13 protein-coding genes are annotated in these 14041 nt (G+C 68.1%); 3 read left to right on the forward strand and 10 right to left on the reverse strand.

Features of this window, described 5'->3' with window-relative positions:
• The first annotated feature begins 179 nt into the window (after positions 1 to 179).
• Positions 180 to 1496, forward strand: a complete 1317-nt coding sequence (locus ACGFH6_RS04375) for a hypothetical protein (RefSeq protein ID WP_393380378.1) — start codon at positions 180 to 182, stop codon at positions 1494 to 1496.
• A gap of 11 nt (positions 1497 to 1507) precedes the next feature.
• A complete protein-coding gene (locus ACGFH6_RS04380) occupies positions 1508 to 2122 on the forward strand; it encodes a 2'-5' RNA ligase family protein (RefSeq protein WP_393380379.1) in 615 nt (204 codons plus the stop codon).
• A 478-nt stretch (positions 2123 to 2600) separates the two neighbouring features.
• On the opposite strand, the gene ACGFH6_RS04385 is transcribed toward ACGFH6_RS04380, so the two are convergent.
• The 10 genes from ACGFH6_RS04385 to ACGFH6_RS04430 all read right to left on the reverse strand — a co-directional run bounded on the left by ACGFH6_RS04385 (position 2601) and on the right by ACGFH6_RS04430 (position 13178).
• Positions 2601 to 4814 carry an FAD-dependent oxidoreductase gene (locus ACGFH6_RS04385; protein ID WP_393380381.1) on the reverse strand — a complete coding sequence of 738 codons (2214 nt, stop codon included), beginning with the start codon at positions 4812 to 4814 and terminating at the stop codon, positions 2601 to 2603.
• Positions 4815 to 4825: 11 nt separating this feature from the next.
• On the reverse strand, positions 4826 to 5701 hold the full coding sequence (locus tag ACGFH6_RS04390) for a MurR/RpiR family transcriptional regulator (protein WP_360446767.1): 876 nt from the start codon (positions 5699 to 5701) through the stop codon (positions 4826 to 4828).
• A gap of 19 nt (positions 5702 to 5720) precedes the next feature.
• Positions 5721 to 7097, reverse strand: coding sequence for a hypothetical protein (locus ACGFH6_RS04395; protein WP_393380383.1), 1377 nt, complete (start codon positions 7095 to 7097; stop codon positions 5721 to 5723).
• The gene (locus ACGFH6_RS04400) at positions 7094 to 7915 is read right to left on the reverse strand and encodes a carbohydrate ABC transporter permease (protein ID WP_393380385.1); all 822 of its coding nucleotides are present in this window, start codon (positions 7913 to 7915) and stop codon (positions 7094 to 7096) included. The genes ACGFH6_RS04395 and ACGFH6_RS04400 overlap by 4 nt, the downstream gene beginning before the upstream one ends.
• Complete coding sequence (locus tag ACGFH6_RS04405) at positions 7908 to 8843, reverse strand: carbohydrate ABC transporter permease (protein ID WP_393380387.1); 936 nt, start codon at positions 8841 to 8843, stop codon at positions 7908 to 7910. The genes ACGFH6_RS04400 and ACGFH6_RS04405 overlap by 8 nt, the downstream gene beginning before the upstream one ends.
• Positions 8843 to 10141 carry an ABC transporter substrate-binding protein gene (locus tag ACGFH6_RS04410; RefSeq protein ID WP_393380389.1) on the reverse strand — a complete coding sequence of 433 codons (1299 nt, stop codon included), beginning with the start codon at positions 10139 to 10141 and terminating at the stop codon, positions 8843 to 8845. Before ACGFH6_RS04410 ends, ACGFH6_RS04405 begins: the two co-directional genes overlap by 1 nt.
• Positions 10142 to 10304: 163 nt before the next feature.
• Complete coding sequence (locus tag ACGFH6_RS04415) at positions 10305 to 11180, reverse strand: hypothetical protein (protein ID WP_393380391.1); 876 nt, start codon at positions 11178 to 11180, stop codon at positions 10305 to 10307.
• 149 nt (positions 11181 to 11329) lie between these two features.
• Positions 11330 to 12355, reverse strand: coding sequence for a UDP-N-acetylmuramate dehydrogenase (locus ACGFH6_RS04420; RefSeq protein WP_393380393.1), 1026 nt, complete (start codon positions 12353 to 12355; stop codon positions 11330 to 11332).
• Positions 12352 to 12759, reverse strand: a complete 408-nt coding sequence (locus ACGFH6_RS04425; RefSeq protein ID WP_131361120.1) for a MaoC/PaaZ C-terminal domain-containing protein — start codon at positions 12757 to 12759, stop codon at positions 12352 to 12354. Before ACGFH6_RS04425 ends, ACGFH6_RS04420 begins: the two co-directional genes overlap by 4 nt.
• A complete protein-coding gene (locus tag ACGFH6_RS04430; RefSeq protein WP_393380395.1) occupies positions 12756 to 13178 on the reverse strand; it encodes a MaoC family dehydratase N-terminal domain-containing protein in 423 nt (140 codons plus the stop codon). Before ACGFH6_RS04430 ends, ACGFH6_RS04425 begins: the two co-directional genes overlap by 4 nt.
• Positions 13179 to 13251: 73 nt before the next feature.
• On the opposite strand from ACGFH6_RS04430, the gene ACGFH6_RS04435 reads away from it, so the two are divergent.
• Complete coding sequence (locus ACGFH6_RS04435; protein ID WP_393380397.1) at positions 13252 to 13998, forward strand: hypothetical protein; 747 nt, start codon at positions 13252 to 13254, stop codon at positions 13996 to 13998.
• Positions 13999 to 14041: the final 43 nt, after the last annotated feature.

Raw genomic sequence — 14041 nt, forward strand, 5'->3', positions numbered from 1 at the left:
CTCTCGACCACCGATCTGCCCCGGTCCGCCGCCAGCCGACCAGCCGCACCACCCGGAAACCCCTTACAGCGCGGGAAATCCGGGGCATCTCGGGGCATTCCGGGGCAACCTGGGGCAGATCATCCACAGCCCTCGTCTTCGACCTCACAGACGGTGCGCGGACACCTATAGTTACCGCCATGCCAGACCCGAACGAACTCCTCCGCACCGCCCGCGAACGCACTCCTTCCCGCCGAGCGCCCGGTGAGCAGATGTCCCGGGCCGAGCTCGCGGAGGCGGTCTGCGGCTGGCTGTGGGAGACGACCGAGACGAAGTACGAGCTCGACGGGCACTACATCGCGAAGCTCGAACGCGGCGCCGTCCGCTGGCCCGGAGCGGCGTACCGGGCCGGCCTGCGCTTTGTCCTGAACGTGGTCGACGACGCCGACCTCGGATTCGTCGCGCCCGGCGGCCTGGCCGGCACGGATCCGGAGCCGGGGACCAGCTCGATGCTCGGGCTCGAGGACGACCTGGTGCAGGCCGGCGACGAGTCGGTCGCGCTCCTCGCCCTCGCCGAGGAGTCGAACGTCGGCGACCTGACCGTCGAACAGCTGCACGCCGACATCGTGCGCATCACCCAGCAGTACCTGCGCACGCCGACCAGGCCGCTGTACATCCGCGCCCGGGCAATCCGGGACCGCGCGTTCCGCCTCCTCGCCGGCCGGCAGCCACCAAGCCAGACCCGCGACCTGTACGCCGCGGGCGGCTGGGCGCTGACCCTGCTGGCCTGGATCTCGGTCGACCTCGGCCGCCCGGATGTCGCCGAGAGCCACACCCGGACCGCGTGGGCCTGTGCCGAGGCCGCCGAGAGCGACGACCTGCGAGCCTGGGTGCGGGCGACGCAGCACACCGCCGCGTTCTGGCAGGACGACTTCGCCCGGGCGACGACGTACGCGCAGGACGGACTGCAGTACGCGACCGGCAGTTCAACGCTGTTCCTGGCCAGCGTCGCTGCGGTCGATCTCGCCCGGACCGGCCGTCACGCCGAGGCCCGCGAGGCTCTCACGATCGCGAAGCGCACCACGGTCCGCACCGACGTACCGGAGCTCGGTGGCCCGTTCCTCTGTACGCCGGAACGCGCGGAAGGCATCTGGTCCGACACGCACCTGGCGCTGGGCGAGGCACAGCGCACCCTCGAGCACGCGGATCGCGGCATCGCGCAGTTCGAGGCAGCGCCGCACGCGGTCCGCAACTTCGGTTCCGAACGGATGGTCCGGCTCCAGCAGGCCAAGGCGCACCTGCAGCTCGGTGATCTGGACGGCGCGACGGAGGCGGTGTCGGTCGTGCTGACCACACCGGTCGAGTACCGGGTGCGTCCGTTGATCCATCGCATCAGCGAGGTCGCCGCCCTCACCCGCCTCAGCCGGCACGCGACCGATCCGAAGGCTCGCGCGCTGCACGACTCGATCCGCGTCTTCACCCGTCATCCCGCCAGCAGGGCGACCCCGAGCAAATGAGAGGCCCGTCGATGTTCGAAGAAGTCCACGACCACTGGTACTGGCGTCCTGGTTGGCGCGCCGACCGTTCCTTCTACACCTGGCACGTCACGTTCGCGGACCGAGCGGAGATGGCGGCATTGCATACGTCGTACGCCGAGCTGGTCGACGACCTCCCCGGCTTCACGCCCGTGCCGCTGGAGTGGTTGCACCTCACCCTGCAGGGCATCGGCTTCACCGACCGGGTGCCGGAGTCCGACCTGGCGGACATCGTCAAGGCCACCCGTCACCGGGTCACCGGCCTCGGCGCGTTCCCGGTCGGCATCGGCCCGGCCGTCCTCGACCGCGAGTCCATCCAGCTCCCGGTCCGCCCGATCGAACCGCTCCAGCACCTCCGCGACCTCACCCGAGCCGCCATCACCGACGTCTGGGGCGACGACGCCGTCCCCGAACTCCCCGAACTCAACCCCCACATCACCATCGCCTACTGCAACCACCCGGCCCCCTCAGCCCCCATCACCACCCGCATCCTCAACCACCCACCCCGCTCAACCGCCCTCTCCATCACCACCCTCACCCTCCTGTCCCTCACCAGAACCCACCACCTCTACCACTGGACCCCACTCGAGACAATCTCCCTGCACTGACGCACGGGCCCGAGCGCCCACCACTCATGCCGCCCCGACCTCGCGCCCGCATTCACACCCTCGTCGACGAGAACAAGACCCGCGGCCTCCTCATGGCCGCCGCAACCTGCCCGGCCTCGGCGGTAAGCATCAATCGCCGCACTCTCGCCGGACTTCTGATGCCCGGCCAGCGCAGGATCCACTTCCAGAAGGAGTCCCCTGCGCGGCAACGGAATATCCTCGCCGCCATCACCGAGCTCGACACAGCCACCAGCCTCTACGCCACACCGCGAGCCGACGTCGAGAGCCGACGGCGCTGTCTGACCGCGATCGTGCGAGATGCTGCGCGGACCGGCGTCCAGCTCGTGGTGCCGACCCGTCTGAACGCGCGGAACCCGGCTCACCAACCGTCCGGATGGCTGCCGGGTTCACTTCCCACAAGCTATTGCCCTGGGCACCGATCACTATACCGGCAACTCCGGTCGAGTCGCCAGCCGAATCAGTAGGCGCGGAGGGAGGTTATGTGGGCTCGGGGGGAGCCGTTGGTGGTTTGGGGGTTCAGGCGGAGGTGGGTGATGGGGGTTGGGGTGGGGAGGGGGTGGCGGTGGGTTCGGTGGTGGTTGTTGGTGACGGTGGCGATGGGGTGCCAGTCGGCGGTGCCGTTGCGAGCCTCGAGGGTGTAGGACTCCAGGAGGGTGGGGAGCGCCGTGAAGGGCGTGCGGTGGTGGTGGAGGTTGATGAGGTCCTCTTCGACGTCGTCGTCGAGGATCACGACGACCTCGGAGACATCCACAGGGGTGGACCAGCTGAGTTCGATCCACGGGTCGGGGTCCCAGGCGAGGTCTTCGGAGGACCAGAGGTTGGGGCCGCCGTACGGGCGGGAGTAGCCGCCGATCACCTTCTCCGGTGCGTACGCCGACGTCTCCCCCAGGCGAACGCACAGACCAGCCCGCGGCAAGATGTGCTTCCAGGCACGGAACTGTTCGGTCCACTGCTCATCAGGCGACGGATCGCGATGCGCGAAGTAGATCATCCCGGGCAACCCCGTCGCCGCCGTATGGACGGAGATACCGGCGTTCTGCTTGAGGACCACGATCACGTTGCGGGGGTGGTCCGGACGATAGTCGACAGGTACGTCGATCCACCGCTTCTCCCCCGCGGCCACGGGCACGGAACGCGAGTCGATCAACGCCAACGGCAGATAGTTCTGCGGGTTGACCGGATCGTGCAGTTCGACGGTCAGTACGGCGTCTTCGGCAGCGTCGACCAACAGCTCCAGACGATCCAACGCGGGATCGACCGGCACGACCATCGCGATATCGGTGTCCAACGGCAACGTGCCCGACGAGACCTCGACTGCCGGATGGGTCAACGTCGACGAAGCCGTGACAGCGGCCCGCAGCGCAAGGTTGGCCGGATCATCGTCCACAACACCGAGGACCGAGCCATCGGCACGAGTGAGCGCATGCCGCATCAACTCGAAGCGCGAGGACGCCAACTCACGCGGCGACAAGCCGTTGCGCAAGGCAACAGAAGCCCCGATGCCGGCCGCCTCCCCCAGAATCGCGCAGGTCGCCATCACCCGGGTCGTGCCGAACGCGACGTGACTCGCACTGATGTTCCGGCCGGCCATCCACAGATTGCGCACACTGCGCGAGTACAGCGACCGCAGCGGAATGTGGTAGTTCCCATCCGGATGCCAGTGCTTCGACCCGCGCTCGCTCGCATAGACCCCACCAGGCGGGTGCAGATCGATCGACCACCCACCGAACGCGACCCGATCCTCGAACAGCGTCTGCCCGAGTACGTCGTGCTGCGTCAGCACGTGATCACCGAGGAACCGGCGGTACTCGCGCTTCCCCGGCACCGACCCGATCCACTCCAGGGTCAGGGTGTCCGCGTCGAACCGCCCCGAGTTCTTGATGTAGTCCCAGATCCCGTAGACGACCGCCTGCAGTTCGTCCCGGATCGCCTCGTTGTCGTCGACGACGTCGAGCTCTCCACCCCACTCGATCCACCAGTACGCGCACCCGTTCAGATCGGACCGGATCACGCGGCGATCCGGGATCGCGGTCTCGGTGATGTCGCGCGCGAACGACGGCGGCACGAATCGCACCGGTGCGCCGGTGTCCTTCGTGTAGAAGAGGATCGTGCTGCCGAGCGTGTCGTTGTCCGGTACGTCCGGCGCCCACGACTCGTCGTACATCGACCGCGGCTCGCGTCCGGTCCGGTACTCCGCTCCCGCGAGCAACCCGATCAGGCCGTCGCCCGAGCAGTCGGCGTACGCCGGGCTGACGAACCGGATCTCCTTCTCCGACCCCATCTGCCATCCGGTCACCGACCGGATCTCCCCGTCAGATGCCTCGACGGTCCGTACGTCGGTGTTCAGGAACAGCTGGATCCGGGGATCCGCGCGGACCGCCTCCAGCAGCACGAGATCCCAGTAGTACGGATTCCCCTCGGGGTTCCGGAACTGGTTCTCCACGAACAGCTCGCCCATGATCCCGGTCTCCCGGGCGAAGTGCTGGACGCCGTGCGCGGTCGCGCCGCACACCCACACCCGCACCTCGCTGGAGGAGTTGCCGCCGACCACCGGCCGGTTCTGGACCAGCGCCACCGTGCTCCCCTGCCGGGCCGCGCCGATCGCGGCGCAGATACCGGCGAGCCCTCCGCCGACGACGGTCAGATCGGTCTGGATTTCGAGCTGCTGCATGCAGGAACCTTTCAGCTGTCAGGTGTGATGACGGGTTGTCCGGGCCCGTTCGGGTGGTTGGCCGTGAGGTGGTCCGGGACGCGCTGCGCGACCAGGACGAACAGCAAGCCGGCGGTCAAGGTGTCGCTGGCCCGCCCGGCGAAGAACTCGGTCCAGGTGCCACCGACCGGCGTACCGGTGTCGAAGACGACCTCTGCGACCCGGCCGATCGGTGAGTCCGCGACCCCGGTGATCGCGACCGTCAGCGCGCCCCCGGCCTTGGAGCGCTTGATGAACTCCAGCGTGGCCGGATCGTTCCCCTGCCGGGTCACGACCAGCGCGACGTCCCCGGATTCCAGCAGCCCGCTGCCGATCGACCCGGCCTGCGGTCCGTCGAAGAACCACACCGGGATCCCGATCCGCAGCAACCGGATGTACAGCTCGCGGGCCGGGATCGCGTCGCCCCACTCCCCGTAGATATGGGTACGTCGTGCGCCCGCGATGGAATCGGCGACCCGCGCGGCGGCCGCCAGGTCGATCGACGCCAGCGCGTTGCGCAGAGCGTTGGCCTGGGTACTGGCCAGCACGTTGAGCACCTGTTCGGGCGGGTCCGCCGGACCGATCGCCATCCCGATGTCACTCGCCCAGCCGGCCTCGATGCCGCGGCCGACCTCCATCGCCAGGGCAGCCCGGAGTGCGGGGTACCCGGCGAACCCGAGGTGTGTCGACAACCGGGTCACCGTCGCCGCCGAGGTCTGCGCGGCCTCGGCGAGCTTGGTGATCGACCCGCGCGCGACCTCGTCCGGGTTCGCCTGGATGTGCTCGGCGACCCGCTGCATCGCACCGTTCAGCTCCGGCAGGGCACGCTTGACCAGCTGCAACGGGCTCGGGCTGTCGGCTCTCTCCATGTCTCCCATTCCGCGATCATCACGTATAGACGAACTGCGCACTCGCCACACCGTCGGTGTCGCTGACGACCCGCACCCAGTGCGCGCTGAACCCGGGCGGGAACACGTGCGTCCGGATCTGCCCCGGCTCGACCCTCAACTCCGTGACCGCCCCGAAGCGCCCGTGGCCGTGGAAGTCGATCTCGACAGTGATCGTGATCGGATCGGCCGAGAAGTTCTCCAGATGCAGACACTTCCCGTCGAAGCCCGTCATCAGATACGGATCCGACGGCACCCCGGCGGCGATCGGCGTCTCCCACCACGGACCACCCCAGCCAGCCGGCTTGCCGAAGCTCCACAGGTCGTCCGTCTTCCCGAACCACAGACCGGACTGCGGCTCGGCCGTCGTCGGGTTGAGTCCGTGACTCGGCGAGGCGTTGTCCGCACCGGCGACGAGCATGCCGCGCCAGGAACAGAAGTCGCCCAGCACCCACAGATGGGTCGAGATCGGCCGCACACCCCAGATCCGGCCGCCGTACGCCCAGGGCGACAGCTCGTAGAACATGCCGTGGTGGTCGAGCAGAAGCCGCTCGTGCTCGACCTCCCGGATCCGCGGCCATTCGGTCTGCCACTTGTGGTCGAAGCAGTGCGACGCCTTCGGCAGCCGGTACCGCGTCCACTTCTGGTCGGCCTCCGTGAATACCTCGAGGATCGCCGACGCCCGGTCCCACCCGGTCGCGAAGATGGTCCCACCGAACTCGTGCCGGCCGCCGATCGCGGTGTACGGGTCCTCCCGCAGTACCTTCCACGCTCGGCCGTCGTACTCCGCCAGTCGTCCGCGCGACCGAACGCCTTCCCACTCTGGCTCGGCGTACTCGTTGGAGCAGACGACGAGCCGGCCGAACGACGTGTAGCAGTCCTTGTAATGGACCTTCATCTCGCCGTCCGTGCCGAGCTCGTCGTTGAGGTCGAAGAGCTGCGTGCACTCGTACGTCGTCAGGTCCAGCTCGAGCAGCTCGCCTTCCATCGCCAGCACGTACACGTGGGTGTCCGGCTTGGTCAGGTGGCGCGACGTACCGCAGACCCGCAACGGCTGGAGCTCGGGGATCGTGACGATCTTGTGGTCGGCACTGATCACGTGCGGCCCGAGGACCAGTTGCGACGTCGGGAAGTGCACGAACCGGTTGGTGTAGGTGCCGTCCACCCCGAGGGTCTCGGCGACGACCTCCATCGACAGGTCGGCGTCGATCCGCCGGAGGCTGACGCCGGCACCGGACGGCGCCTTGTGGGAGTTGTAGTTCTGGACGTAGAGCTTCCCGTTCCACGGCATCAGCGAACCGACGCCGAGCTCGCTGCGCGGCGGACCGAAGTCGCCGACCTGCGCGAGATCCGGGAAGACACCTGAGACGTTGATCATTTGATCCCTGTGTGAGTCATGGCCGCGATGAAGCGGCGTTGCAGGACGACGAAGACGATCAGCACCGGGACGATCGAGATCACCGAGGCGGCCATGGTCAGGCCCGGGGCGATCTGCCCCTGCTCGTCGACGAAGTTGGTCAGGCTGAGCGGCAGCGTGTAGCGCTCCGGGTTGCTGATCAGCACCAGCGGCGTCTCGTAGTCGTTCCAGGACCAGACGAACGCCAGGATGCCGAGCGCACTGATCACCGGTGTTGCCAACGGCAAGTAGATCCGGGTGAACACCCGCCACTCGTTCGCGCCGTCCATCCGGGCCGCTTCGGCGAACTCGGCCGGCTGACTGACGAAGAACTGCCGCATCAGGAAGGTCCCGAGCACCGTGAACATGCCAGGCAGGACGAGCGCCCACAGCGTGTCGTAGAGACCGAGCTTCTGGAAGTAGATGAACCGCGGGACCAGCAGCAACTGGGCCGGGATGATCGCGGTCGCCAGATAGACCAGGAACAGCTTGTCCCGGCCCTTGAACGACATCCGCGCGAACGCGTAGCCGGCCATCGTCGCGGTGATCAGTTCCCCAGCGACCCGCAGTACGGCGACGAACACCGACCGCCCGAACGCCGGCAGCACCGAGGTGGCCCCGCTCAGGACCGTGCTGAAGTTGTCCCACTGGAACGGATCCGGGATCCACTGCATCGGGATCTTGTACGCGTCCACGTCCTGCTTGAGCGCGGTCGACAGCATCCACGCGAACGGCGCGAGGAAGGCGATCGCGAGGATCCACAGCGGGATCCCCCAGTACCACTTGGCGCGCTTAGTCATGCAGAGCCCTCCCTCGCTGGGCCCGCCAAGTCACCAGGGTCAGCACCAGTACACCGACGAAGGTCACCAGGCCGATCGCCGAGGCATAGCCGAACCGGTAGAACTGGAAGCCCGTCTGGTACATGTAGTAGGAGATCGTCGTGGTCGAGTCGCCCGGTCCGCCGGCGGTGATCAACGCGATCAGGCCGAAGCCCTGCGACGCACCGATGATCAGCGTGACCAGCAGGAAGATCGTTGTCGGAAGCAACGACGGCCAGGTGATCACGCGGAACTTCGCCCACACTCCGGCGCCGTCGATGTCGGCCGCCTCGTACAGCTGCCGCGGCGCGTCCTGCAGCGCCGACAGGTAGATCAGCGAGCAGTAGCCGACGCCACCCCACACCGCCATCACGATCAGCGCCGGCAGCGCCCAGTGCGACGAGGCGAACCAGCCCGGTTGCACCCCGAAGACGTCGAGCACCTGGTTGACCAGGCCCGCCTTCGGGTTCATCAGCATCAGCCAGGTCATGCCGATCGCGACGATGTTGACGATGTACGGCAGGAAGAAGATCGCCCGGAGTACGGCGCGGCCCGGCAGCGGCCGGTTGAGCGCGATCCCGAGACCCAGCCCGAGGACGACGGTCAGCGGCACGGACACCCCGACGTACACGAGGGTCAGGCCGACCGCGCTCCAGAAGCCGGGGTCGCGGGCGATGGCGACGAAGTTGTCGAGACCGTTGAACTTGATGCCGCCGAGGCCGGACACCAGGTTCCAGTCGGTGAAGGCGAGCACGATCACGCTGATCAGCGGGATCAGGGTGAACGCGATGACACCGAGCAGGTTCGGCGCGATGAACAGCAGCCCGATCCAGCCCTTCGGCTTGATGCCGGGGCCCGGATCGGCCCGGACCGTGGTCCGTTCCGCGGCGACGACGGTGGCGGTGGCCATCAGGAACTCCTCTCGTTCCGGGCGATCGCGGCGTCGGCGACCCGGCGTACCTCACGGATCGCCGCTCCGGGGTCCTTCTCGCCGAGCCAGCACAGGTCCTTCTGCTGCTTCACCGCGAGGGTGATCTCGGGGAACCCGGCCAGCCGGGTGTCGGTGGCGAGCTTGGGTTCCGCGTCCAGGACGACGCGGCGGAACGACTCGACGTCGAAGTACTTCTCAGGTTCCTTGCCGAGCATGCCGGTGAGCACCTGGTCGCTGGTGACGTTGCCCAGCGTCGGCAGCTTGCCGCCCGCGAGCATCGGCGTGGACCCCTCGGTGAGCCAGAACTTCACGAACTCCCAGGCCGCCTCGACCTTCGGCGACTTCGGGTTGACCATGACGAAGTTGTTGTAGCTGCCGCCGTTCCAGTCCTGGCCGTCGACGGTCGGGGGTGGCGCGAACGAGACCTTGAAGTCGTGCGGGAACTTCTTCGGGTCGTACAGGTACCGCAGGTTGAACGGTGCGGTCGACCAGAGGTGGAACTCCTCGCCGAGGAACGAGTTCTGCTGGTACGAGTCCAGGTGCCGGGCGAGCACCTCGGTCCACGGGAACGCGGACCCCTCCCGGATCATGTCCCGGCCGATCCGGAAGCTCTGCTCGAAGTGCGGATCACCGAAGTTCGAACGATCGCCGTCGTACCAGTAGTTCGGGCCGAGTGCGATCCGGGCGACGTCGGGGACGGTGTACGCGCCGATGGTCTTCGCGGTGGTCAGCTTCTTCGCGGTCTCGCGGTACTCGTCGATCGTCCACTGCCGCGGAAGGTCGACGCCGGCCTGCTGCCGGAGCTTCTCGTTGAACAGTACGAAGAACGGCTCACGGGCGGTGGCGAGCGCCTTGACCCGGCCGTTGTCGAGGTACGCCCGCGGTTGGTCGGTGTCGAGGAACACCTTCAATTGCGGGTCCTGGGTCACCCGGTCGGTCAGGTCCGCGGCCAGCCCGGACCCGGCCCGGAGCGCGAGCGACGCCGGCGAGTAGGTGAAGTACACGTCGATGTCGACACCACCCTGCAGCGCGGTGTCCAGCTTCAGATTGCCGCGGGCGTCGTTCACGAACCGCGTGTAGTTCACCTTGTACTGCGGGAACCGCTGCTCGAAGGCCTTGACCACGTTCGCCGGTCCGGATGCGGCCGGTACTCCACCCCAGACCTGCAGCACAGCCGACCGCGCTCCCCCACCAGAGCACCCGGGCACCACCGTCGCCAGCGCCCCCGCACCAAGTCCGGCCAGCACCTCCCGCCGCGAAAATCTTTTTCGCCTCACACCCCACCTCCCATCAGATCTCGCAAAAGATTAGCGAGACCCGCCGCAAGTGGGAAGCCCCAGATGCAAATCTTTTTCAGGCGACTCGCTAACGACAGGAGGTAGTGCCTCTAGACCGCTGTCCGGCATCCCGCGCCCACCGCAGCCGCACGTCGAACCGGGACTACCTCCTGTCGTTAGGTGCCGCCAATCGCTGGGCCACCGCACTACGGACGGTTCCGACCACCCATCGCGGGTCACCGAGCACCTGCTGGTAGGTGAATCTGAGGACCAACCATCCGGCCGTGACCAGGTCGTCGTACCGCCTGCAGTCAGCGGCAAACGCGCTGGCCGAGCCGTGGAACTCGTACCCCTCGGCTTCCAGGGCGATCCGCGCCGACCTGTGTCCCAGATCGACACGCGCCCGGGCGCCGCCTGTGGCCACGAGCAACTGAGGCTCAAACCCATCAATCCCCTCGGTCAGCAGGAGGCTCCGGAGTATCGACTCGAGGAAGCTCTCGGACAGGCCGGTTGCCGCGGCTGCAATCAGCACCGCATTCGGCCGCCCAGGCCCGCGCATCGCGGTGACGGCTGCTTCCAACTCGTCGTGGCTCAGCCGGCCGGTCGCGAGTGCGGCATCAGCCACCGCAAGAGCCTCACCGAACGGCAGGATCCGGGCGCAGTCGACGACCGTTCGCAGCAACGAAGTCACCCGGCTGAGCCGTTCGGCCGACGAGACGGCCGCCCAGTGCATCACGACCGGCCGACCGCGACGAGGCCGGCGGTGAACCGGCACCGTGATGTGCGGTTTCTCTGGCCGGACGAGCAACGGCAGCTCCCTAGCCACCGCCGCGCTGAGATGCGAGACGACGCCGTCGTAGGCGATGGCGGCCAACCTGTCAGCCCCGAGACTCGGCAGCCCGTAGATCCCCCGGGCAAGCCGCTCGACCTCACCCCGCTGGACTGCTGCCTTCAGCGCCGCCGGAGTCGTCGCCCTAGCCAGCTCGGCCGAGGTCGCCGAGCCACCCAGCCGGGCCAGCGCTTCGACGACGGTTGCCACCCCAAGATCCTGCCTGCTTCGCCGATCCCATGACTGGAGTTGTCCACAGGTGCGCTAACGACAGGAGGTAGTGCCGTTCTCCGCTGGCCGTCCCGCTCACCGACGCCTGAGATTGCCGTGCGGCAGGTACTACCTCCTGTCCTTACGGGTCAGAGGGTGCAGTTCACCAGGACTGGTTCGTTGGTGAGGGTGATGGCGAAGGCTTGGTGGACCTGGGTGCGGACGTGGGCGGCCAGGGAGAGGAGTTCCTTGGCGGTGGCGTTGCCGCGGTTGGTGAGGGCCAGGGTGTGTTTGGTGGAGACGGCAGCGGAGCCGATGGTGAAGCCCTTGGAGACGCCGGCGTGTTCGATCAGCCAGGCGGCGCTGGTCTTGACGCGGCCGTCGGGCTGGGGCCACTGTGGCGCACCCGCGGGTACGTCGGCCGGCGTGGCCAGGATCGGGTTGGTGAAGAACGACCCGGCGCTCCAGGTGTCGTGGTCGTCCGGGTCCAGCACCATGCCCTTGCTACGCCGCAACCCCAGCACGGCTTCCCGTACGTCGGTCATCGGCGCCCGCGACCCCGGCTCGACATCCAGCACCCGGGCCAGTTCGGCGTACCCCACCGGCGCGGACAGGTCGCCGAGCGGCAACTGGAAGGTGACGTCGAGTACGACGTACCGCGACGGGTCGGCCTTGAAGCGCGAGTTCCGGTAGCTGAAGCCGCAGTCGGCCGCGAACATCGTGCGAACCGCGTTGTCCACCCGGTCCCAGACGCGGACCGACGCGATCGTCTCGGCCACCTCGTGACCGTAGGCGCCGACGTTCTGCACCGGCGTCGACCCGGTCAGTCCGGGGATGCCGGACATCGACTCGAGGCCGCTCCACTCCTCGGCGATCGCGCGCTGGACGACGGCATCCCAGTCCTCACCGGCGGCGATGTGAACCATCGCCCCGGAGCACATGTCGGCGTCCACGCGGATGCCACGCGTCGCGATCTTGACCACCGTTCCACGGAAGCCATCGTCGCCGATCACCACGTTGCTGCCGCCGGACAGCAGCAACACCGGCTCCCCGGCAGCGTCGGCGTCGCGGACCGCGGTGATCAGGTCGTCCTCGGTGCTGACCTCGACGAGCTTGTCGGCCAACCCTCCGATCCGCAGGGTGGTGAAGTCGGCCAGGCGTACATGCGTAGTCACGAGACGCGCACAACCGCCCTGGCCCGGCCGAGCACCTTCTCCTCGCCGGCGATCGCGGTGATGTCGAACTCGGCCAGCCCGTCGGCGACCTTGTCGGCCTTCGCCGAGAACGTCACGCTCGCACCCTTGTCATCGTCCGGTACGACGACCGGCTTGGTGAACCGTACGCCGTACTCCACGAGGTCAGCCGGGTCGTCCAGCCAGTCGGTGACGACGCGGACCGCGGTCGCCATCGTGAGCATGCCGTGCGCGATCACGCCGGGCAGGCCGAGCGCGCCCGCCATCCGGTCACTCCAGTGGATCGGGTTGAAGTCGCCACTCGCACCGGCGTACCGGACCAGGTCCTCGCGCCGGAACGTGACAGTCAGCGGCGGAAGCTCGAAACCTGCTTCGACGGTCTTCATGCGCCTGCCCGGTTGTGCGAGATCGTGGAGGTCGAGGTGGCGATCGGTTCGCCGTCGACGGTGGTCAGGGCGGTCTCGTACATGATCACCTCGACGTCACCGGCCTCGCGCACGGTGGTGATGGTCGCGGTCGCGGCGATGTCGTCGCCGGCCTTGATCGGGCGGGTGTAGCTGAACTTCTGCGCGCCGTGCACGATCCGGTCCAGCCGCAGCCCGAGCTCTTCGTCGCTCAGCAACTGCTCCAGCGCCCGGCTGCCCAGCATGAACGCGAAGGTCGGCGGCGCGACCGCATCGGCACCCCGGTACGCCGGGTTGGGGTCGCCGATCGCGTCGGCGAACTCGCGGATCTTCTCCCGGCCGACCTGGTAGGACTCGGCGGCCGCATAGCTCCGGCCGACCATCGTGGCGTCGATCGTCATATCGCAAGAGCCTACTGGCACACTAAGACTCCGAGTGCCGCCACCCACTCAACCGGACTGGGGAAGGTTGAACGTGACGGCAGTGGCGGCGCTGGCCAGGTACGCGCCTCGGTACAAACTGGAAATCGGTGAGCCGACGGGCTCCGAGTGGCTTCGGGTCGATCGGATCCTGGAGCCGGACGGCCCCGAGCTCACCGAGCTCCTCAAGCGCGACAACGACGCCAGCGGTCACCGCAGCGCCCATGCCAACGCGCTCAGCTTGATGTCCTACTACGCCGGCCGCGCCCCCGCGACCGCGCTCCTGCTGTGGGCCCTCGAGGGACACGTCCTGGACATCCGGCCGCACAACCTCTGGGTCCGCCCGCATGACGGCCACGGCCTCGCCGCCGTCGCCGTACGGTCGGCCGACTACCTCCCGGGCGGTCTGGAGACGCTGTACGACGTCGTCCTCCGACAGCACCTACTCCCGCTGTCAGCTGAACTGCACCGCCGGACCCGGGCCGGACTCCGGCAGCTCCACGGTGGCGTCGCGGCCGGGTGTGCGATGGGGTTCTGCGCTGCCACTCGCGAGGAGGAAACGGTCGAGCCGGCGTACCTGCTGGAGCGTTGGCAGACGTTCGTCGCCAAGGCGCCCGGCGGCCTGGCCCGGCTAGGCGAGGTCGAGACCGCGGCCGGCAAGCTCGTCTACCTGCGGAACACCTGCTGTCTCTACTACACCAGCGAGGTCGGCACCGGCGCGCTCTGCGGCTCGTGCTGTCTGACTCCGCGCGACGAGCGCCTGACCGCCTACGAGGGCGGCCGCCCGATCCGCACGGTCTGAGCCCGACGAAGGGGCCGATTCAGGCACAGCGAAAGGGCCGCTT

Source organism: Kribbella sp. NPDC049227 (assembly GCF_043197265.1).
Lineage (GTDB): Bacteria > Actinomycetota > Actinomycetes > Propionibacteriales > Kribbellaceae > Kribbella.

Bases quoted from the DNA above. Each gene is read 5' to 3' on its own strand.
- ACGFH6_RS04375 (WP_393380378.1), top strand. From the start codon at position 180: ATGCCAGACCCGAACGAACTCCTCCGCACCGCCCGCGAACGCACTCCT.
- ACGFH6_RS04380 (WP_393380379.1), top strand. From the start codon at position 1,508: ATGTTCGAAGAAGTCCACGACCACTGGTACTGGCGTCCTGGTTGGCGC.
- ACGFH6_RS04385 (WP_393380381.1), bottom strand. From the start codon at position 4,814: ATGCAGCAGCTCGAAATCCAGACCGATCTGACCGTCGTCGGCGGAGGG.
- ACGFH6_RS04390 (WP_360446767.1), bottom strand. From the start codon at position 5,701: ATGGAGAGAGCCGACAGCCCGAGCCCGTTGCAGCTGGTCAAGCGTGCC.
- ACGFH6_RS04395 (WP_393380383.1), bottom strand. From the start codon at position 7,097: ATGATCAACGTCTCAGGTGTCTTCCCGGATCTCGCGCAGGTCGGCGAC.
- ACGFH6_RS04400 (WP_393380385.1), bottom strand. From the start codon at position 7,915: ATGACTAAGCGCGCCAAGTGGTACTGGGGGATCCCGCTGTGGATCCTC.
- ACGFH6_RS04405 (WP_393380387.1), bottom strand. From the start codon at position 8,843: ATGGCCACCGCCACCGTCGTCGCCGCGGAACGGACCACGGTCCGGGCC.
- ACGFH6_RS04425 (WP_131361120.1), bottom strand. From the start codon at position 12,759: ATGAAGACCGTCGAAGCAGGTTTCGAGCTTCCGCCGCTGACTGTCACG.
- ACGFH6_RS04430 (WP_393380395.1), bottom strand. From the start codon at position 13,178: ATGACGATCGACGCCACGATGGTCGGCCGGAGCTATGCGGCCGCCGAG.